The organism is Bradyrhizobium sp. 521_C7_N1_3 (assembly GCF_052075975.1).
GTDB lineage: Bacteria > Pseudomonadota > Alphaproteobacteria > Rhizobiales > Xanthobacteraceae > Bradyrhizobium > Bradyrhizobium japonicum.
Window position 1 is genome coordinate 5,284,909 of record NZ_CP197232.1, and the last position, 17,533, is coordinate 5,302,441.

Annotated in this window: 25 protein-coding genes; 16 read left to right on the forward strand and 9 right to left on the reverse strand. The window is 65.0% G+C overall.

Annotated features, from left to right (window positions below; all coding sequences use genetic code 11):
• Positions 1 to 111: 111 nt before the first annotated feature.
• Positions 112 to 729: a L,D-transpeptidase gene (locus AB7008_RS24460; protein WP_166105773.1), complete on the forward strand. Its 618-nt coding sequence runs from the start codon at positions 112 to 114 to the stop codon at positions 727 to 729.
• Positions 730 to 796: 67 nt separating this feature from the next.
• Here the strand turns inward: AB7008_RS24460 and AB7008_RS24465 are convergent, their stop codons facing one another.
• Positions 797 to 1,228 (reverse strand): COG4315 family predicted lipoprotein, encoded by a 432-nt coding sequence (locus AB7008_RS24465; protein WP_028161174.1) that lies wholly within the window; start codon positions 1,226 to 1,228, stop codon positions 797 to 799.
• A 121-nt stretch (positions 1,229 to 1,349) separates the two neighbouring features.
• On the reverse strand, positions 1,350 to 1,814 hold the full coding sequence (locus AB7008_RS24470; protein ID WP_248883141.1) for a MarR family winged helix-turn-helix transcriptional regulator: 465 nt from the start codon (positions 1,812 to 1,814) through the stop codon (positions 1,350 to 1,352).
• Positions 1,815 to 1,915: 101 nt separating this feature from the next.
• Between AB7008_RS24470 and AB7008_RS24475 the strand changes: the two genes are divergently transcribed.
• The 3 genes from AB7008_RS24475 (at position 1,916) to AB7008_RS24485 (ending at position 5,455) form a co-directional block, all read left to right on the forward strand.
• Positions 1,916 to 3,838 carry an FAD-binding monooxygenase gene (locus tag AB7008_RS24475; RefSeq protein WP_304494092.1) on the forward strand — a complete coding sequence of 641 codons (1,923 nt, stop codon included), beginning with the start codon at positions 1,916 to 1,918 and terminating at the stop codon, positions 3,836 to 3,838.
• A 155-nt stretch (positions 3,839 to 3,993) separates the two neighbouring features.
• The gene (locus AB7008_RS24480) at positions 3,994 to 5,004 is read left to right on the forward strand and encodes an SH3 domain-containing protein (protein WP_304494093.1); all 1,011 of its coding nucleotides are present in this window, start codon (positions 3,994 to 3,996) and stop codon (positions 5,002 to 5,004) included.
• Between the two features lie 223 nt (positions 5,005 to 5,227).
• Entirely contained in the window at positions 5,228 to 5,455 is a 228-nt protein-coding gene (locus AB7008_RS24485; protein ID WP_224580733.1) for a hypothetical protein, read from the forward strand.
• Positions 5,456 to 5,470: 15 nt separating this feature from the next.
• Here the strand turns inward: AB7008_RS24485 and AB7008_RS24490 are convergent, their stop codons facing one another.
• Entirely contained in the window at positions 5,471 to 5,749 is a 279-nt protein-coding gene (locus AB7008_RS24490; RefSeq protein WP_304494094.1) for a DUF3551 domain-containing protein, read from the reverse strand.
• Between the two features lie 112 nt (positions 5,750 to 5,861).
• On the opposite strand from AB7008_RS24490, the gene AB7008_RS24495 reads away from it, so the two are divergent.
• Both AB7008_RS24495 and AB7008_RS24500 read left to right on the forward strand, forming a co-directional pair.
• Positions 5,862 to 6,068 (forward strand): hypothetical protein, encoded by a 207-nt coding sequence (locus tag AB7008_RS24495; protein ID WP_304494095.1) that lies wholly within the window; start codon positions 5,862 to 5,864, stop codon positions 6,066 to 6,068.
• A 133-nt stretch (positions 6,069 to 6,201) separates the two neighbouring features.
• Positions 6,202 to 6,519 (forward strand): hypothetical protein, encoded by a 318-nt coding sequence (locus AB7008_RS24500; protein ID WP_304494096.1) that lies wholly within the window; start codon positions 6,202 to 6,204, stop codon positions 6,517 to 6,519.
• 12 nt (positions 6,520 to 6,531) lie between these two features.
• On the opposite strand, the gene AB7008_RS24505 is transcribed toward AB7008_RS24500, so the two are convergent.
• The 3 genes from AB7008_RS24505 to AB7008_RS24515 form a co-directional block, all read right to left on the reverse strand.
• A complete protein-coding gene (locus AB7008_RS24505) occupies positions 6,532 to 7,101 on the reverse strand; it encodes a TetR/AcrR family transcriptional regulator (RefSeq protein WP_304494097.1) in 570 nt (189 codons plus the stop codon).
• Positions 7,101 to 7,445, reverse strand: a complete 345-nt coding sequence (locus AB7008_RS24510) for a DMT family transporter (RefSeq protein WP_014495640.1) — start codon at positions 7,443 to 7,445, stop codon at positions 7,101 to 7,103. Before AB7008_RS24510 ends, AB7008_RS24505 begins: the two co-directional genes overlap by 1 nt.
• 222 nt (positions 7,446 to 7,667) lie before the next feature.
• Entirely contained in the window at positions 7,668 to 8,333 is a 666-nt protein-coding gene (locus AB7008_RS24515; protein ID WP_041957923.1) for an O-methyltransferase, read from the reverse strand.
• A gap of 97 nt (positions 8,334 to 8,430) precedes the next feature.
• Between AB7008_RS24515 and AB7008_RS24520 the strand changes: the two genes are divergently transcribed.
• From AB7008_RS24520 to pdxY, 3 genes are all read left to right on the forward strand, one after another.
• Positions 8,431 to 9,063 carry a TetR family transcriptional regulator gene (locus AB7008_RS24520; RefSeq protein WP_304494098.1) on the forward strand — a complete coding sequence of 211 codons (633 nt, stop codon included), beginning with the start codon at positions 8,431 to 8,433 and terminating at the stop codon, positions 9,061 to 9,063.
• 107 nt (positions 9,064 to 9,170) lie between these two features.
• On the forward strand, positions 9,171 to 9,812 hold the full coding sequence (locus tag AB7008_RS24525) for an FMN-binding negative transcriptional regulator (RefSeq protein ID WP_304494099.1): 642 nt from the start codon (positions 9,171 to 9,173) through the stop codon (positions 9,810 to 9,812).
• 144 nt (positions 9,813 to 9,956) lie between these two features.
• Positions 9,957 to 10,775 carry a pyridoxal kinase gene (pdxY, locus tag AB7008_RS24530; RefSeq protein ID WP_304494100.1) on the forward strand — a complete coding sequence of 273 codons (819 nt, stop codon included), beginning with the start codon at positions 9,957 to 9,959 and terminating at the stop codon, positions 10,773 to 10,775.
• 5 nt (positions 10,776 to 10,780) lie between these two features.
• Here pdxY and AB7008_RS24535 read toward each other — a convergent pair whose 3' ends face one another.
• The gene (locus AB7008_RS24535; protein ID WP_441259661.1) at positions 10,781 to 12,103 is read right to left on the reverse strand and encodes a hypothetical protein; all 1,323 of its coding nucleotides are present in this window, start codon (positions 12,101 to 12,103) and stop codon (positions 10,781 to 10,783) included.
• Between the two features lie 307 nt (positions 12,104 to 12,410).
• Between AB7008_RS24535 and AB7008_RS24540 the strand changes: the two genes are divergently transcribed.
• From AB7008_RS24540 to AB7008_RS24550, 3 genes are all read left to right on the forward strand, one after another.
• Entirely contained in the window at positions 12,411 to 12,575 is a 165-nt protein-coding gene (locus tag AB7008_RS24540) for a Flp family type IVb pilin (protein WP_028161187.1), read from the forward strand.
• A gap of 208 nt (positions 12,576 to 12,783) precedes the next feature.
• Positions 12,784 to 13,038 (forward strand): hypothetical protein, encoded by a 255-nt coding sequence (locus tag AB7008_RS24545; RefSeq protein ID WP_304494102.1) that lies wholly within the window; start codon positions 12,784 to 12,786, stop codon positions 13,036 to 13,038.
• Positions 13,039 to 13,323: 285 nt separating this feature from the next.
• Positions 13,324 to 13,470: a hypothetical protein gene (locus AB7008_RS24550; RefSeq protein WP_167541704.1), complete on the forward strand. Its 147-nt coding sequence runs from the start codon at positions 13,324 to 13,326 to the stop codon at positions 13,468 to 13,470.
• Between the two features lie 25 nt (positions 13,471 to 13,495).
• On the opposite strand, the gene AB7008_RS24555 is transcribed toward AB7008_RS24550, so the two are convergent.
• Positions 13,496 to 14,077: a bifunctional transcriptional activator/DNA repair enzyme AdaA gene (locus AB7008_RS24555; RefSeq protein ID WP_253570904.1), complete on the reverse strand. Its 582-nt coding sequence runs from the start codon at positions 14,075 to 14,077 to the stop codon at positions 13,496 to 13,498.
• Positions 14,078 to 14,199: 122 nt separating this feature from the next.
• Here AB7008_RS24555 and AB7008_RS24560 point away from each other — a divergent pair, with 122 nt between their 5' ends.
• From AB7008_RS24560 to AB7008_RS24570, 3 genes are all read left to right on the forward strand, one after another.
• Complete coding sequence (locus AB7008_RS24560; RefSeq protein ID WP_304494103.1) at positions 14,200 to 14,616, forward strand: nuclear transport factor 2 family protein; 417 nt, start codon at positions 14,200 to 14,202, stop codon at positions 14,614 to 14,616.
• A 76-nt stretch (positions 14,617 to 14,692) separates the two neighbouring features.
• Entirely contained in the window at positions 14,693 to 15,613 is a 921-nt protein-coding gene (locus AB7008_RS24565; protein WP_028161190.1) for a DMT family transporter, read from the forward strand.
• 94 nt (positions 15,614 to 15,707) lie between these two features.
• Positions 15,708 to 16,109 (forward strand): VOC family protein, encoded by a 402-nt coding sequence (locus AB7008_RS24570; protein WP_304494104.1) that lies wholly within the window; start codon positions 15,708 to 15,710, stop codon positions 16,107 to 16,109.
• Positions 16,110 to 16,129: 20 nt separating this feature from the next.
• Here the strand turns inward: AB7008_RS24570 and AB7008_RS24575 are convergent, their stop codons facing one another.
• On the reverse strand, positions 16,130 to 16,480 hold the full coding sequence (locus tag AB7008_RS24575) for a zinc ribbon domain-containing protein YjdM (RefSeq protein WP_304494105.1): 351 nt from the start codon (positions 16,478 to 16,480) through the stop codon (positions 16,130 to 16,132).
• 316 nt (positions 16,481 to 16,796) lie between these two features.
• Here AB7008_RS24575 and AB7008_RS24580 point away from each other — a divergent pair, with 316 nt between their 5' ends.
• The gene (locus tag AB7008_RS24580; RefSeq protein ID WP_304494106.1) at positions 16,797 to 17,333 is read left to right on the forward strand and encodes a helix-turn-helix domain-containing protein; all 537 of its coding nucleotides are present in this window, start codon (positions 16,797 to 16,799) and stop codon (positions 17,331 to 17,333) included.
• Positions 17,334 to 17,533: the final 200 nt, after the last annotated feature.

The window sequence follows — 17,533 nt, forward strand, 5'->3', positions numbered from 1 at the left end:
GCCTTCTTTTCAGCACGATTTGGGCAGCATCTGGCGGGGCTGGGGGCGCTGCTATCCGCTATCGGGGGGCCGGTGGTGCCAAAATCTCGAATCGTATTGTTCGTCATGGCCATGCTTCCGCTCGCCGGCTGCATGCAGACGACGCTTTCTCCATCGACGGATGCGAGCATGACGCCGCGCGACCGGCAGTTGCTTGCGCACACGCCCTACGCGCAGGCGAACGTGCCTGAGCAATATCTCCGTCATATCGTCGACTATCCGCGCAAGGAGCAACCGGGCACGATCCTGGTCGATACCGACGCGCGCTACCTCTATTTCGTGCTGCCCGAAGGCAAGGCGATCCGCTACGGCGTCGCGGTCGGCGAGGAAGCCATGGCCTTCTCCGGCGTCGCGCGCGTCGGCCGTCTGGCGGAATGGCCCGACTGGGTTCCGACAGCGGAGATCCAGGCGCGACTCGGACCCTATCCGGCGCGCGTCGCCGGTGGCCCCGCCAATCCGCTGGGCGCGCGCGGCATCTATCTCTACCTCGGCAACAAGGACACGCTCTACCGTATCCACGGCACCAACCAGCCGGAGTATATCGGGCAGGCGATCTCGTCCGGCTGCATCCGGATGCGCAACGAGGACGTGATCGATCTGTTCGACCGGGTGAAGCTGAATGCGACGGTGGTGGTGCTGCCGCCCGGGCAGAACGCGCGGGTCGACGCGGGGTCTAGCTGGCGCGGATAAGCGCGGTGCGATCGGTCATTCCACGGCTCACGAGACTTTCCTCGTGGGCAGGGCTACCGGCTGAGACCTAGTTCTCAGGCCGGGCGACGCGCCACTGCAACGTCGTGGCATTGCCGTTGGCATCGCCTGGCGCCTTGTCGGCCGGCGAGGTGTAGAGCGGACGATAGCGGTACGCCCACATCTTGCTGCCGTCGTTGCGGCTGATCACGGTGAAGTCGCCGATGGCCTTCGCGTCGACCGTTGCGGACAGCGGGACCCAGCTCTCGGCGCACTTGCCGTTGCAGTTCGACGTCTTGCCGGTCGTGTCGCGCTCGTAAGTGTAGAGCGTCATGCCCTTGAGGTCGACGAGCGCGGGTCCCTGCTTGGTCAGGATCACCTTCGCCGGTGCGGTCGTGGCCTCGGGCTTCGGCGGAGCAGGGTCGCCGCCGCCATGGCCGTTGGCGAGCGCGGGACCGGCCGAGAGCGCGATGGCTGTCGCCGCAATGAGGAACCTGAACATCCGAAACTCCCGAGCGGCAAAGTTAATCGCGCGTTAAACGCAGAATGTTGCCGACCGTAGCAGCCGAAGGTTAGTTCCAGGTTTCGCGGCACTGCGACAATTACGGACAGAAATACGGGGGTCATGCCTCCAGCTCGCGCAGCGGGGCGCGGCTGAGCTCGTTGCCGGCGGCAATGACCTTGCGCAGTAGCCGCATCAGCTCCTCGCCTTCCTTCGCGCTGAGGCCGCGCAGCATGACTCGCTGGGCGGACTCCACGGCCGGGGTGATCTTGCGCAGCGTGCGCCGGCCTTCGTCGGTGATCTCGAGCTCGCGGGCGCGGCGGTCGCGGCTGGAGGCGCGGCGCTCGGCAAGGCCTTTCTGGACGAGGCGGTCGATAACGCCGGTGATGGTGGTACGGTCGTAGGCGATCAATCCTGCCAGCGTCACCTGGTCGAGCCCCGGATTGGCCTTGATGGTCGCAAGGGCTGCGTATTGCACCGGCGTGAGGTCGAAGCCGGCTTCGCCGACCTCGGCCAGAAACACAGCTACCGCGATCTGCTGGAACCGGCGCGCCAGATGCCCGGGCATGTCGTTGTTGTCTTTCACCGAATTCTCCTCGGTCGCAGGGAAGTCGCGGATCATTGACAAGTATACTGATAGTCAGCATACTGATCAATATCAAGAAGGCGTTGACGGGAGAGGTGCTCATGCAATTCCATCTCAATGGATTTCAGCCGGGCGATCCCGAAATCGCCGATCCCGCCGAACGCATTCTGGCTTCGGGCGCAGCCGGGGCCGTGCCCGAAGAGGCCGATGTCCTCATCGTCGGCTGCGGCCCTGCGGGCCTGACGCTCGCAGCCCAGCTTGCGCAATTCGGCGACATCAAGACCTGCATCGTCGAGCAGAAGCCGGGCCGGCTGCTGGTCGGGCAGGCCGACGGCATCGCCTGCCGCACCATGGAGATGTTCCACGCCTATGGGTTCAGCGAGCGCGTGCTGAAGGAAGCCTATTGGGTTAACGAGACCACGTTCTGGAAGCCGGACGAACGGAAGCCCGAGACGATCGTCCGCAGCGGACGTGTGCAGGATGTCGAGGACGGACTGTCTGAATTCCCGCATGTCATCCTCAACCAGGCGCGCATCCATGACGGCTTTCTCGATGTCATGCGCAAATCGCCTGCCAAGCTCGAACCGCATTACAACCGGCGCCTGCTCGACCTCGAGGTCGATCCGGCCGCGGGTCCTGCCGACTATGCCGTGACGGTGCGTCTCGAGCGCGGCGATGGCGCAAACGAGGGCAAGATCGAAACGATCAAGGCGCGCTATGTCGTCGGCTGCGACGGCGCGCGCAGCACGGTGCGCAAATCGATCGGCCGCGAACTGCATGGCGATTCCGCCAACCACGCCTGGGGCGTGATGGACGTGCTGGCGGTGACCGACTTTCCCGACATCCGCTTCAAGGCCCTGATCCAGTCGGCGAAGGACGGCAGCCTGCTGATCATTCCGCGCGAAGGCGGCTACATGGTCCGCCTCTATGTCGAGCTCGCAAAGCTTGACGTCGGCGAGCGCGTCGCCAATCGCAACATCACGGCTGAGGACGTGATTGCGAAAGCGCAGCGGATTCTGAAGCCGCACACGCTTGACGTGAAGGAGATCGCCTGGTGGTCGGTCTACGAGATCGGCCAGCGCCTGACCGACAAGTTTGACGACGTTCCGGAGGCCGAGATCGCGAGCCGCCTGCCGCGCATCTTCATCGCCGGCGATGCCTGCCATACCCACAGCCCGAAGGCGGGGCAGGGCATGAACGTCTCGATGCAGGACGCTTTCAACCTCGGCTGGAAGCTGGCCGCCGTCCTCCGGGGGCAGTGTGCACCGAGCCTCTTGCATTCCTATTCGCACGAGCGCCAGGCGGTGGCGAAGGAGTTGATCGATTTCGACCGCGAATGGGCAGGCATTCTCGCCTCCGCCGCCAAGGCTGGCGGCGCCGATGCGGCCAAGACGCAGGACTACTTTGTCAGGCACGGCCGTTACACCGCGGGCACGGCGACGCATTACAGGCCGTCACTCCTCACCGGCGCAACGACTCACCAGCATCTCGCCGAAGGCCTCGTGATCGGCAAGCGCTTCCATTCCGCGCCGGTCATTCGGCTTGGCGACGCCAAGCCGGTCCACCTCGGCCACGCATCGCAGGCCGATGGCCGCTTCCGCATTTACGCGTTTTCTCCCGCCGAGAATCCCGCAGCGTCGAGCTCGGCCATCCGTGCCTTGTGCAATTTCCTCGCTGAGTCCCGGGAATCTCCGATCCGGCGATATACGCCCGGAAGCACCGATATCGACAGCGTGATCGATCTGCGCGCGGTGTTTCAGCAGGATCATCGCGAACTCGCGATCGAGGCGATGCCGCCGATGTTGCTCCCGAGCAAAGGCCGTTACGGCTTGTACGATTACGAGAAGATGTTCTGTCCAGACCTCAAGAGCGGCCAAGACGTGTTCGCCATGCGCGGCATCGATCGGAGGGCCGGTTGCATGGTCGTGGTACGACCGGACCAGTACGTCGCGACCGTGCTGCCGCTCGATGATTTTGCTGCGCTTGCGTCGTACTTCGACGCGTTCATGTTGCAAGCGAATTGACGGGCTACCTCGCTCTCAGCGGGCCGCCCCGATGAACGGCGAGTGAATATTGAACTGCGCGCGGCGTGCATCTCAATCTTTCGATGGATGTGACCACCGTGCGCGGAACGCTCATTGCGCCAGCGCGTTCCGACTCGAACGAGGAGGAATTCGCCATGAGACTCAGAACTGCTTTAGTTGCCGCATTGTTGCTCGCCCCGACGGCTGCGCTGGCTGGGCCGGGAATCGTCACCGTCTCGACCGGCTTGCGCGCCGGGCCAGGGCCGGGCTTTCCCCTGGTCGATCGCGTCCCCGAGGGCGCCCGCGTCAACATCCATGGTTGCCTGCGCGGCAATGCCTGGTGCGACGTGAGCTTCTCCGATGATCGCGGCTGGGTATCGTCGCAATATCTCGAATATCTCTACCGCAATCACTACGTCTATCTGCCTGACTACGTCGACCAGATCGACGTGCCGATCGTTCCGTTCGTGCTGACCTCGTACTGGTCGAACTATTACGAAGGGCGTCCCTTTTATCGACGCCACGCCTACTGGAATAATTACTGGACCTCGCATCAGCACGTTGCTGCGCGGATGACGATCGATCCGCGCGCGGCCCGCATCGGCCGTGCGGCGACGCATGACGCTGCAATCGCGCTGGGCCGCGAGGGTGTGCGCGGCAAGGGCGACAGGGGTAACGGGAGCGCCGCCGCGATCTCCGGCCGTGACGCTGCGACCGCACGGCATGACGCCGCGATGACCAAGCGCGACGCCGCGATCGCGAAGCGCGACGCTGCGATCACGGCCGACCGGACCCACGCCGGACGGAGCGAGCGCATCGCGCATGAACGCGCCAATGTGCAGACCCGCAATCCGCACGATGCACAGGCGCGTATGGTGCACGAGCAGACGCAAAGCCGCGCGGCGGCGCGTGCGCAGCCGATGGCGCGCGCACATGACGCCCCGCGTGTCTCGGCCGCGCCTGCCGCACGTCCTGTAGCGCCGCACATGGCTCAGCCGAATGTGAGCCACGGTTCGCCGATGAATGCGCGCGCACAGATGCCGGCGCCGCGCGCGGCAACACCTGCGATGCCGCACGGCGGCGGTGGCGCTCCGCATATGAATGCCGCTCCGCGCGGCGGCGGGTCGCCGGCCGGCGGGCCCGGTGGCGGTCACCAGAAGCACTGACATCGCCCAAGAAGGCCCGGCCCTCGTGCCGGGCTTTCTGTCAGGGACGCCCTAGAGTTCCCGGCCTGTCCAATTTAAGAAAGTTCTTCGCGGGCAGATTTCATCGATCGTAATATGTGTACTCAAAGCTGTAAGCATCCACTCGGGGCAGCGGGGCAACGGGAGGATGACGATGAGACAGAGCCAGGCGGAGACGCGCCGCCAAAATGTCGCGAAGCGGTCGATGACCAAGGAGGCCAAACAGCTGTCCAGCCTGATCGCCGGGCTGCGCAAATCCCTCGACGGGATTCACAAGGAGCGGACGAGCACGAAGCTCACCGGTGCCGAGATGGGCATGCTCGACGAGCGCCGCAACAACCTGCTGCTGACCATCGCAGCGCTGGACGACCGCCTCTCGGCGGTGCAGGGGCTGATCGATCTCGGCCGTCCCCATATCATCCGCGTCCACTGAGCGGATCGCGATACCCTAACGGTTCCGTCGCGGCGGCGATGGACCCGGACCCGGTGGCCGGCTCCGCAGGGCATAAGGGTTGGCGTAGCACTGGGCGGACTGCCCGGAAGCGGTCGCGGCGCACTGTGCGATCGATGTGAAACTGCAATCGATGCTGCTGCCGTCGATGGTGTAGATCTCGATACAGACGGGATAGCGCGGATCGTAGGTCTGCGCCCGCGCAGGTGCGGTGGTAAGCAGCGCCATGCCAGGCAAGCCCGCGACAAGCAGAATCGCATTTCTGATGCGGCGCACGATCAATCTCCGTCGTTCAGTTGGAACCAGGGCACAATGCTGCCGTCGATGGCACCAAATTGCCACGCTCCCGGCGAATTGCCGCCAAAGCCCGCTGCCACGAGGGGAGCGGGTGCACGACGACGCAAGGGGATGCGCATTGGCCTATAAAATGGTCGCAGAACGCGACAATGAGAAGTGCAGTTTTGCCCGCGAGAGCCGGTTGCTCATCGTGGCGAAGGCAAAAGTATGGGCGAGCGAGGGATGGCGGGTCGTCATCACCGACCCGGATGGCAAGGCCTACACTCCGCCCGAATTCGATCAGCTATTGGCGGCGTGACCGCGCGACGGGGCCGCTGCTTCTTTTGACGCGTTTTCGTTACGCGAACCTGAATCCACTTCGCTCGAAAGCGCTCTAGGGGACGACATTGATTTCGCTATTTCGACCGGGGCGCGACGCGATCGCGCCCCTGGTGACTCTCGCAGCCGCGGCGCTGACGGTGACGGTCGCGTCCGCGCAAAATCTCGATGCCGGCAAGCCGGCCGCAAAGCTCTTCGCGGACGGCTGTGCGAGCTGCCATCGCAGCCCGCGGGGATTGGCGAAAGGGCGCTTCAGCCTGACGCTCGCCTGGTTCCTGAAGGACCATTACGTAACCAGCTCCGACTCCGCCAAGGCGCTCGCCGCCTATCTGGTGTCCGTCGACGAACCGCCGCCGCGCGCGGCGGCCAAGTCCGGAGCAAAATCGGCCAAATCCGCGCCGCGTCCGCCCAAGGCAGTGCAGAGCCAATAGCCGTCGTTCCGGCTATCCGCGCCGATAGGTCTGTGCGATCAGGCGGTCGTGCACGGCACGCAAGTCTGCGCCCATGCGCGTCTGTCCCGTCGTGATGTAAGACAGCCAGGCGCCGTCGGCGGCGAGACGCACGACGTGGAGTTCGGGCGCTGCGTCGGTCGTACGGTGACGCTTCAGGCGCGCCTTCATCCAGTCGTTCCAGAGCCGGCGCAGGGAGGGATCGGTGACCACGACCATGCTCAGCGCCGCCCAGGGCGTCGCAAAGCCGAAGGCCTTGCCGGTGAAGACCGCATTGACATAGGCCCGCGTAAAGCTGCCGCGCGTCTTCGGGTCCGCTTCGATTGCGGCGTCGATCTCGGCATCGACGCGGGCGAGGAGATCGGCGAACAGGCCCTCGATCAGCACCTGCTTGCTGCCGAAATGATGAAACAGCCCGCCCTTGGTGACGCCGGCCGCCGCTGCCACCGCCTGCACCGTGATCCCCGATACGCCGTGATCCATGGCGATCGCCGCGGCATGGTCGAGCAGGGCGCGCCGGACCTGCTCGGGCTGCTTGGCGCGGGTGTAGGCGCTGGCCGGCATCAGTGCGCCGTCGTCTGCGAGAACAAGTTGATGACCACGACCCCTGACACGATTAACCCGATGCCGACGAAGGCCGCGGCGTCCAGCATCTGGCGGAACAGCACGAAGGAGACGGTGGCTGTCAGGATGATGCCGACGCCGCCCCAGATCGCATAGGCGATGCTGAGCGGAATGACCCGGATCGCCACCGACAGCGCGTAGAACGAGGCGACGTAGAACAGCACCATGGCCAGCGTCGGCCATGGCCGCGTGAACTGCGCGGACTGCTGCAGGAAGGCGGACGCGGTCACCTCGAAGACGATGGCGAGGGCAAGCGCTGCGTAGGCATTGAAGGCGGAGGTCATGACGAGCTCAGATGCGGCGCGCAAAAGATACCGCGCGGTAGGTATGTTTAGCACGCGGAACATGGCTTTTGGCGGGTGAAGTTATCACGTGTGAGTGACGAGCCTGCGACAGGGCGGAGCATGTCGGCAGCGGTTTGCCGGAGTTTTGGCTGTTTCGCCGAGAAGGCGAAGCCGCCGCGCGATAGATCGCACGACGGCTCAGAGTGTCGATTTTGTGCAGCGTCAGCTGATCCGCATGGAGAGCTCGACGTCTTCGGCGAAGGGCGTGGACATGTAGCCGCTTGCGGGCGCGCGTACGCGCGCGAGATAGTCGGGGCTGTCGTCGGCATTGTCGGCGACGATGATCGCGCCCGGCTTGAGATGGTCCTCGACCAGATCCAGGATCTCCGGGTAGAGCGCCTTGGCGCCGTCGAGCAGCACGAGGTCGACCGTGTCGGGCAGATCGGCGCTGAGCGTCTTCAGCGCATCGCCCTCGCGGATTTCGACGAGATCGATCAGTCCGCCGGCCGAGAGATTGTCCCGCGCCCGCGCCGCCTTGGACGGCTCGAACTCGCTGGTGATGAGGCGCCCGCCGCCATTGTCGCGCAAGCCTGCCGCAAGGTGCAGGGTCGAGATGCCGAACGAGGTTCCGAACTCGACGATCACCTTCGCGCGCGAACTGCGCGCCAGCATGTAGAGCAGGTGACCCGTCTCGCGCGAGACCGCGAGCGGTACGTCCTTCAAGCGTCCGTAGAGGTCGCGGTAATCGGTCTTGCTCCGCATCATCCGCGCCCGGTCTGTAGCGGACAAATCGGCGACGGCGGCGCGTGTTGCGCTCCAGGCTGCTTCGGCCTCGTGAAACAGGCGATCCAGCAGCGGCGCAAGCGTTGTGATGGTCGGGGTGGTCATTAGATGTCTCCGGGGTTCGCGAAGAAGCGCGTGCTTGCGCAGAGGCTAAAATACGACTAATTCGTCGCATTTCCTATTCGCATTGCCCGGGCACGCCATGGCCGATCGCCGAAGCCGTTCAATTTCCTCACGAAAACAGCCGCAACAGGCCCGATCGAGCGGGCTGGTGGCCGCGATTCTGGATGCCGCTGTTCAGGTCCTGGCCAAGGAGGGAGCGCAGCGTTTCACCACGGCGCGGGTGGCGGAGCGGGCGGGTGTGAGCGTCGGATCGCTCTACCAATATTTTCCGAACAAGGCGGCGATCCTGTTCCGCCTCCAGAGCGACGAGTGGCGGCGCACGAGCGAGCTGTTGCGCGGGATCCTCGCGGATGCGGCGAAGCCGCCGCCGACGCGGTTGCGTGCGCTGGTCCACGCCTTCATTCGTTCCGAGTGCGAGGAGGCCGCGATCCGCGTCGCGCTCAGTGACGCCGCGCCGCTGTATCGCGACGCGCCCGAGGCGCAGGACGCCCGGGCAGCCGGCGAGGGGATCGTCGCCGCGTTCATGCGGGAGGCGCTTCCGAAAGCCTCGGATGCGACGCGTATCCTGGCCGGCGAGCTGATCGCGGCGACGCTGAGCGACGTCGGCAAGAGTTTTTCGGAAGAGACGCGGAGCGAGACGGAGATCGCAGTCTATGCCGATGCCATGGCCGACATGTTCTGCGCCTATCTTGCGACGCTGGCGCGGCGCTGAGGCATTGCTGGCATCGGCGTTTGCGGGCCGATTGTTCTTCAGATTTTGCCGGGTCATGGGTTAGCCTTCGCTCGCCGTCCCCTGTTCGAGCCATCGAGCGCCGCGCCATGCATGTGCTTCGTCCCCAGTTTCGCATCGAGGAGCAGCGCGCGCTGGAATTTGCCGGGCAACGTGGCTTCGGCATGATCGTCGCGGCGGACGAGCACGGTCCGCGTGCCTCGCACGTGCCGTTCGTGCTGGAGGAGCGCGACGGGCAGGTGGTCGTGCAGATCCATTTCACCGCCAGGAATCCGCTCGTGTTGCTCGCAGACGGCACGCGGCGCTTCCTGCTGATCGTTGCCGGCGACGACGCCTATATCTCCAACGACTGGTACTCTTCGCGCGACAATGTCTCGACCTGGCTCTACGAGGCTGTGCACCTGTCGGGCGTGGCGCATCTGCGCGAACTGGACGAGAACCGCGGGCACGGCGATGCGCTGCTTGCCGTGTCCGAGGCGCGGTTGTCGAAGCAGCCCTGGGACCTCGCGCAAATGGAGCCGGGCAAGCGCGAGAGCATGCTGGCTGCGATCCGAGTCGTCGATCTCGTGGTCGACACGGTCGAGGGACAGGCCAAGCTCAATCAGCACAAGAGCGATGCGGACCATGTCGCGGTCGCCGACCGGCTGGCGCGGTCGGAGGAGACGGGGCACCGGCGGCTGGCGCGGAAGATGCGGGCCCTGCGGCCGGGGCTGGGGTATGAGATGCTCTAAACTTGTAGCCCGGATGGAGCGCAGCATAATCCGGGATTCATGCCGCGATCTGAGAACCCCGGATTACGCTTTGCTCCATCCGGGCTACGCGAGCCGTTCGTGCTACGCTTGCTTCGCTCAGCATTTGACCCTACGGACCTCCGCATGCTCGTCATCTCCATTCAAAGCCAGGTGGTCCACGGCCATGTCGGCAACAGCGCGGCCGCCTATGCCATGCAGGCGGAGGGCGTGAACGTCGCGGCGGTGCCGACGACGCTGCTGTCGAACCATCCGCGTTATCCGACGTTGCGTGGGCGGGTGCTGGAGACCGAGCTCGTCGCCGATCTCCTGAAAGGCGTCGAGGAGCGCGACCTCGTCGACGAGGCTGCGGTGCTGGTCACCGGCTATCTCGGCTCTCCCGGCAATGCGGCGGTGATCGCCGACTTTGTCGAGCGGGCGCTGACGCGGAATTCGAAGCTGGTCTATCTCTGCGATCCCGTGATTGGCGATGACGGCCGAGTCTATGTCGCTGACGGCATTCTGGACGTGGTGCAGCACCGGCTGCTGCCGGCCGCCAACCTGGCCACGCCGAACCAGTTCGAGCTCGAGCTGCTGTCGGGCGTCACGATCGCGGACACGCAGGGCCTGCGCAGGGCCTGCGCGGCGCTGGCGGGGCAACGTCGCATCGATGTCGTTGCTACCGGTTGCACGCTCGCTGACACGGCAGAAGGGCAGGTGGAGACGATCCTGTGCGCCGACGGCCAGCTGTCGCGCTTTGCGACGCCGCGTTTGCCGATCCGCCCCTCAGGCACCGGCGATCTCCTTGCCGGCCTGATTGCGGCGCATCTGGCCAAGGGCAAGGCGATGCAGGCGGCCGTGCGGCTTGCGGTCGAAACCATCTTTGCGGTGCTGGTGCGCACGCAAGACGCAGGCACCGCCGAGATGCGCCTGGTACCGCTGCCGATCCCCGGGCGGAAGCCGTAGTAGGGTCAGGTCGCGCGCTTGCCGGCCGATTGCGCCGACTTCTGCGGCTTGGCCAAACCCTTCTGCTCGCGTGCGGCGTGTGTCTTTCGCAGCTTTGCGTGGGCCGCGGCCCGCATCACCTTCTTGGACCTCACGTTGGCCGCTTCCTTGTGGTCTCCCGTGCCACGCTTCGAGATGTATTCCTGGCCGTCGACCGGGCCGACATGCGGCGGATCGCGGCCGAGATAGGGCCGGCCGATGCCGAATGCCTTGCCGTTGGCGTCGGCCCACTTCCACAGGATTTCGGTCGAGACCCAGCGCTGCGCGCGGTTGTTGCCCTGGGTGCTGACGATGTCGGCCGCCATGCCATGGCCGTAGCCACCGCGCGTGCTGCCGCCATGATAAGAGCGGTCGGAGGCAGCCTTCAGGCCGCTCGCGATCGACTGGCGGTAGTCGTCGCGGAACGCGCTGGTGATGCCCGGCGACAGGCCGGCGGCCTCGGCTGCGAGCAGCATGCGAAACAGCTTTCGCTTGAAGCTCTTGTCCATGCCGCCGATGACGTAGTCCATCATCGGCATGCTGGCGCGCTCGGCCGCTTTCGGATCCTTCCAGCCGAAATCCTGATCGACCAGCTTTGTGAAGCTGCGCATCACCGTGACCATCTTGCCCCTGCGCTTGATGGTGACGGGGCGGCGGTCCTCGACCTTGATCGAATCCTCCTTCGCGGTGCGCTGATAGAGCGTCCACAGATAGCGGTCGATGCAGGCGTCCATGACAAAGCACTCATCGAGCACGGCGACGGTGTCGGCCGGCGGCGATGGCATGCTCGCGGCAGGCGCTGGGCCGGTCGCGATCGCCGCGGGCGACAACGCATCTGTCGTCACGATCTCGGTGGGATCGGCGGATGCGAGCTTGACCACGGGCTCCGGCGCGGGTGCGGCTTCTGCCAGTGCAGCCTCGCTGAGGACGGGCGCGGGTTCAGGTGAAATCTGTGGCGCCGGCGGTGCTTCCGCCGGCAAGATCAGCGCCGGATCGGCTGAGGCGAGCTTGATGGCGGCGGCGGGCATCTCGGCTGTTGCGGCCTCGGGGGCCGGATCCGGATTCGGTGTCGCAGCGACAGCGGCCGCGATATCGGCGGTCAGGGCGATGCCATCCTCGATGGCCGCAGCATGCGGGACGTCGGCGAGCTCGAGCCGGCCAAGATCCTTCGCGCGCGACACGGCGGAAGCATTGGCGCTGCTCTTCTCGATGAGGGCCGGAGCGTAGGCGGACAGGGAGAGCACCAGCCAGCCGGCGAGAACGGCCGAGGGGCATGAGACCGCCACCAGAAGAGATCGCCGATCATTCATGATCCCTGCCTCCAAACGGTTCTGTTCGAACCAACCTTGCACAGCCAGGCACGCGACGCGTCAATTGTTCGGAGGATGGTGTGGCGGCGCAATGGCGCAAATAGACGAAATGGGGCTTTTCGGGCGGGTGTTGCCGAGGTGCAACGCGAATTCCCCGCGGTTTCAGGGGCGGCAAGTGGCTGAAAAGCGGCAGCCATTCATTGTCATCAAATTGAAGGGATTGAATTTACTCAATCTTGGATTGTGGTTTGGTATCGCTCTCGCGCCGGCAACGTGCGGTAGAGTTGAAAGGATGCGAGTTGTGAAATTGAAATGCCTGTTGACCGAATTTGCAGCCGATGAATCCGGCGCCACCGCGATCGAATACGGCCTGATTGCAGCCGGTATCGCGCTGGCGATCATCGAGGTCATCTATGCGCTCGGCACCAATCTCGTCGCCAAGCTGCAATCGCTGGCGACGGCGTTGAAATAAGCCGCGTGCACGCGGGGGGCATGTGCTCGGTGCCTGACCGCCGCCCATAAAAGTGTCATGTCGCGTTGGCAGGGCTTCGACCAAGCGCTTGTGCGTATTAAACATATTGCCATGCAACGGATGCGTTGTTGCAATGCAGCAGTGCATATCGCAATGCAGCAAAACGCGCTTAAATGTGCTCCGAATCTTCCATCCAGGAGCATCACCAATGAACAAGAAGACTTTGTCGATCGCCGCCGCCATCCTGACGATCGCGGGCAGCACCGCGGCTTTCGCCGCCGAGCTGCCGACCTATGAGGCCAACGGTTTTCCGGTCTCCCCCCTGCAGGTGCGCGTGCTCGGTGCCGCGCATGTCAAGCAGCAGGCAACCGTGCCGACCACCGTCGCTTCGGTCCACCAGGCCCGCGTGCTGACGCCGCGCAAGGTCAAGACCGCGGACGTCACGACGGGCACGGCCCGCTGATCTCAATCGTCTGAAGACAACACGAAGCTGACTCGTCTCCTCCCGAGTCTGCATGGACCGCGTTCTCTTTCGGGAGCGCGGTCTTTTTTTGAGAGGCGAGCCGTGATCTGGCGCGCCGTGCGCGGGTTGAGAAAGTTGCGGCAAGAAAGATCGCCGTCGCGCGCCGATTGTGGACGGCCGTTCAAGACGAGTGTGATCTCTTTAATAGTTGCTTTGCAGATCGCGGCGCCTGATGCGGGCGCCGCTCATTGGCGGCCAAGAAGCGTTTTCATAACGGAGGGCGTCATGCCCGTTGCGCAGAAAGCCGTTATTGCCACCACCTCGCCGCGCGCGTTCATTCTCAGGCATCTTGCATTGTTCGCAGCCGCCGCGCTGTTCGTGTTCGTGCTGAGCCTGACCTATGGGCTCGATCTCAGCCCTGGATTTTTCTGAGCGAACTTGCGTAGCTCGATTCGGGCTACGCACCCCTCGATGAGCGCAGGCTGGACGGCGATCTTCCGTAGAGCTCGGCGAACGCGGCATTGAATCTTCGCAGGCTGCCGAAGCCGGCCTGGAACGCGATGTCGGTCATGGTGTGTTCGCCGGCATCGAGCAGGCGTTTTGCTCGCTGGACGCGCAGCGTCTTGGCAAGCTGCTGCGGCGTCGCGCCGACATGGCGCTCGAACAAGCGCGCCAGGTGACGCGAGGAGATGCCGAGCCGCATCGCGAGCGTCACCACCGAATCTTCATCGAGCGCGCCCTCGTTGATCAGCTTCACCGCGCGCGCGACCGTCGAGCGCGTGCCGTTCCAGGCCGGGCAGAACGGCGCGGTTTCGGGACGGCAGCGCAGGCAGGGCCGGAAGCCAGACGCTTCGGCCGCGGCCGCCGTCGGGTAATAGACGACGTTGCGCGTCAGCGGCTGCTTGGCCGGACAGACCGGGCGGCAATAGATGCCCGTGGTCTTCACCGCCGTGAAGAAGCGGCCGTCATAGCGGGGATCCCTGCGCAGGCGCGCGGCGTTGCAATCGTCAAAACTCAGCATGGCCGGATGATAGCGCATGCCCGCGCGGGCGGAAGGGCCGCGGGATGACCGAGTCCGATTGTGGCGAGCGGCAACGCGCATGGCGGCCTAGAAGGCTGCCGTTGATGGAAGCCCCCTCAATGCCAGTTCTGGAGCGCGCCGTGACCAGCCCGAAAGACATCGTTCTCAACGCCTGGAAGACCTTTTCGTCGCGCGATGCCGACCGCATCGCCGCGCTCTTCACCGACGATGCCGAATGGATCGCGCCGAAGGGCAACGCCACCGCCGTCGCGCTCGATCACACCGATCACATGGTGGGCGCGCAAGCGATCGCGCGCTTCATCGCGCAGGAGATGCACAGGATGTTCTCCGAGGTCGATATCGCCTTTCGCGGGGTCTACGCCGACGGCGATGTCGTGATCGTGGAAGAGAGGATGCGTGCCACGCTTGCGGGCGGCAAGCCCTACGAGAACGACTATTGCTTCGTGTTCAGGGTCGCCGGGGACCGCATTCGCGAGGTGCGGGAATACATGGACACACGCAAGGGATGGCGGATGGTGTTCGGCGAGGAGGCATGATGGTTGGGCTATGCCGCGTGCCAGACCTGCAACGGCGTGGGTTGAGGCGGCTCACGCGCTGACATAAGGCTTGCCCATGGATCAGCGAACGAGCGGCGCTGACGCTCTCATTCAGAAGAACGATGCGGCGCCGGCGTTACTCGGCGTCGTCTGCGGCCTGTCGGCTGCGCTGTTCTGGGCGCTGGGCTTTGCCGGCACGCGGCACGGCCTCAAGGTCGGTTTCACCCCGGTCGACCTGCTCGTGCATCGCTATGTCTGGTCGGGTATCGCGTTCCTGCCGCTGGTCGCGCGCGCCGGCATCGGTGATCTCTGCGGCATCGGCTGGGGCAGGGGCCTTGTGCTGATGGTGCTCGGCGGTCCCGTGATGTCGCTGATCTCCTACACCGGATTCCTGTTCGTGCCGCTCGGCCACGGCAGCGTGATCCAGCCCTCCTGCGCGACGCTCGGCGGCCTCCTGCTCGCGGCGGTCGTGCTGAAGGAGCACATCTCTGCATCGCGCCTTGCCGGCGCCCTGGTCATCGTCGGCGGCCTCTGCGTGATCGGCGCGGAATCGATCGGCCATATCGGGTCCGACGGCGTGTTCGGCGATCTGATCTTCGTGCTCACCGGATTCATGTTCGCCGGTTTTGGCGCGCTGCTGCGCCGCTGGCGCGTCTCCGCCGTGTCGGCCGCGCTCGTCATCAACGTGCTGTCGCTGCTGCTGCTGCCGATCTATCTCGCCACCGTCGGTCTCGCCCATGTCGCCGCGATAGGCGTGACCGAGAATGCCATTCAGGCGCTGGCGCAGGGCGTGCTCGCCGGCCCCGCCGCGCTTTATCTGTTCGCCGTCTCGGTCCAGCGCCTCGGCGTCGCCCGCGCCGCCGTGATCCCGGCCTGCGTGCCGGCGCTGACGCTCCTGGTCGGCTGGCTGCTGCTCGGCGAGCCGCCGACGATGTTGCAGGTGGCGGGGCTGGTCACGGTGCTGTGCGGATTCTATCTGGCGCAGCGGCAGCGGTGATCGACTAGCCTGGAGCGGAACCGAAATCCGCGACCGAAAGGTGCGGCAACATTCCGGATTATGCGTCCGCGCCGTCCGGGCTACGCTGCCCGTCATGACCATCCTGCTCAACATCGACGTTCCCGACGCAGCGCAAGCGACCACCTTCTACACCGCCGCCTTCGGCCTCACGGTCGGCCGCCGCTTCGGCACCGACTTCGTCGAGCTGCTGGGCTGGCCCGCGCCGCTGTATCTTCTGACCAAGCAGGCCGGCACACCGAGCGCGGGCAGCGACCGCCGCCGCTATGAGCGGCACTGGACGCCGCTGCACATCGACGTCGTCGTCGACGATGTCGATGCGGCCGTCGCGCGCGCACTTGCCGCCGGTGCGACCCTCGAGGCGCCCGCGTGCGATGCGCCCTATGGGCGGATCGCGATGATGGCCGATCCGTTCGGGCATGGGTTTTGTCTGCTGGCATTCAGCGCGAAGGGGTATGACGCGCTGCTGGAGGAGTAGCTGGAGCGGACGCGGGCGGCCTAGGCCTTCTTCACGAACTCCGATTTCAAATTCATCGCGCCGATGCCGTCGATCTTGCAGGCAATGTTGTGGCCGTCGGTGGCCTCCTGGAGGCGGATGTTCCTGACCTTGGTGCCGCCCTTGACGACCGACGATGACCCCTTGACCTTGAGGTCCTTCATCACGATGACGCTGTCGCCATCGGTGAGCGCATTGCCATGCGCATCGCGCACCCCGGCCTCCTGCGGAGCCTGCGCGGCCACATCGCCCCCAGCGCTCCATTCATGGGCGCATTCCGGACAGACCCAGAGATCGCGGTCCTGATAGGCGTGCTCCGACTGGCAGTTCGGGCATTTCATCGGTTCGGTCATTGCTTGCCTCGTCATCCCCAAAGCCTTTCCCGTTCCGATGGAATCGGAACGGGAAAGGCTCCAGGTTTTTGGTTTTGGCGCGCTTTCTTGACGCGCACCGGTATCCATTTCGCTCGAGAACGCTTTCACGGGCGCGCCGCACGCATTCCGCCGAAAAAGATGGATTGGGAGCAAATTCTTTACCATGGCGTCCGGTCCCGGTTGAAGTGCCGGAGCCTTAGGGGTTCGGGAAAAATTCCGCGGTATCCATGTCCCGATCATACGGATGCGTCGGCTACGCCGTTCGACGCTGCCGCAAGCTTTGGGAGTCCAGGTCATGAGCGAGCATCGTGCCGCTGCCAGACATCAGACGTTGCGAACCGGGATTGTCGAGTTCGACAACGGCACCGGCAGCCTCATCAGCGTGCCCTGCACGATCCGCGATGTCTCCGGCAGCGGCGCCCGCCTGCAGCTCAACTCGTCGCTTTGGGTCGCCGAGCAGTTCACGCTGGTCTTCAGCAGCGGATTGCGCAAGGACTGCCGCGTCGCCTGGCGCAAGGGCAGACTGATCGGCAGCGCGTTCGCCGACGGTTATGCGAGCCCGGACGAACAGGCCGTCATGATGACGGCGGACGAGCAGTCCCGGCACCGGCTCGGGATCGGCGCGCGTGTTAAGGCGGCGCGCGAGACCCGCGGCTACACCGACGTCCAGGTCGCCGAGCGCATCGGCGTCACGCCCGCCTTCCTGGCGCTGGCCGAGAACGGCGAGGCCGATATTCCGCTCTACCAGCTGATGCACATTGCCGATTTGCTGATGGTCGGCCTCGACGGGCTCGTGGCAGGTCCGGCGCCTGAGGACGTCGACGCGGCGTAGGGAGACACCTCGCGGAGCTGTCTGCCAACAAAAATGTCGAAAACAACCCCATGCACCGTAGAAAACACGCATGATTTCAGGGGGCTGCGGGACCGAATATTGTGCGGCTCCGTTGGCAAGGGCGTCGCTTGCCTCGTATCGATTTCGGTGATTCCGAATAAAATTTGACTCGTCGGGCAAAACAGGGATACTATGGCATG

Bases quoted from the DNA above. Each gene is read 5' to 3' on its own strand.
- AB7008_RS24460 (WP_166105773.1), top strand. From the start codon at position 112: ATGCTTCCGCTCGCCGGCTGCATGCAGACGACGCTTTCTCCATCGACG.
- AB7008_RS24465 (WP_028161174.1), bottom strand. From the start codon at position 1,228: ATGTTCAGGTTCCTCATTGCGGCGACAGCCATCGCGCTCTCGGCCGGT.
- AB7008_RS24475 (WP_304494092.1), top strand. From the start codon at position 1,916: ATGCAATTCCATCTCAATGGATTTCAGCCGGGCGATCCCGAAATCGCC.
- AB7008_RS24480 (WP_304494093.1), top strand. From the start codon at position 3,994: ATGAGACTCAGAACTGCTTTAGTTGCCGCATTGTTGCTCGCCCCGACG.
- AB7008_RS24485 (WP_224580733.1), top strand. From the start codon at position 5,228: ATGACCAAGGAGGCCAAACAGCTGTCCAGCCTGATCGCCGGGCTGCGC.
- AB7008_RS24505 (WP_304494097.1), bottom strand. From the start codon at position 7,101: ATGCCGGCCAGCGCCTACACCCGCGCCAAGCAGCCCGAGCAGGTCCGG.
- AB7008_RS24510 (WP_014495640.1), bottom strand. From the start codon at position 7,445: ATGACCTCCGCCTTCAATGCCTACGCAGCGCTTGCCCTCGCCATCGTC.
- AB7008_RS24515 (WP_041957923.1), bottom strand. From the start codon at position 8,333: ATGACCACCCCGACCATCACAACGCTTGCGCCGCTGCTGGATCGCCTG.
- AB7008_RS24520 (WP_304494098.1), top strand. From the start codon at position 8,431: ATGGCCGATCGCCGAAGCCGTTCAATTTCCTCACGAAAACAGCCGCAA.
- AB7008_RS24525 (WP_304494099.1), top strand. From the start codon at position 9,171: ATGCATGTGCTTCGTCCCCAGTTTCGCATCGAGGAGCAGCGCGCGCTG.
- pdxY (WP_304494100.1), top strand. From the start codon at position 9,957: ATGCTCGTCATCTCCATTCAAAGCCAGGTGGTCCACGGCCATGTCGGC.
- AB7008_RS24535 (WP_441259661.1), bottom strand. From the start codon at position 12,103: ATGAATGATCGGCGATCTCTTCTGGTGGCGGTCTCATGCCCCTCGGCC.
- AB7008_RS24545 (WP_304494102.1), top strand. From the start codon at position 12,784: ATGAACAAGAAGACTTTGTCGATCGCCGCCGCCATCCTGACGATCGCG.
- AB7008_RS24550 (WP_167541704.1), top strand. From the start codon at position 13,324: ATGCCCGTTGCGCAGAAAGCCGTTATTGCCACCACCTCGCCGCGCGCG.
- AB7008_RS24555 (WP_253570904.1), bottom strand. From the start codon at position 14,077: ATGCGCTATCATCCGGCCATGCTGAGTTTTGACGATTGCAACGCCGCG.
- AB7008_RS24565 (WP_028161190.1), top strand. From the start codon at position 14,693: ATGGATCAGCGAACGAGCGGCGCTGACGCTCTCATTCAGAAGAACGAT.
- AB7008_RS24570 (WP_304494104.1), top strand. From the start codon at position 15,708: ATGACCATCCTGCTCAACATCGACGTTCCCGACGCAGCGCAAGCGACC.
- AB7008_RS24575 (WP_304494105.1), bottom strand. From the start codon at position 16,480: ATGACCGAACCGATGAAATGCCCGAACTGCCAGTCGGAGCACGCCTAT.
- AB7008_RS24580 (WP_304494106.1), top strand. From the start codon at position 16,797: ATGAGCGAGCATCGTGCCGCTGCCAGACATCAGACGTTGCGAACCGGG.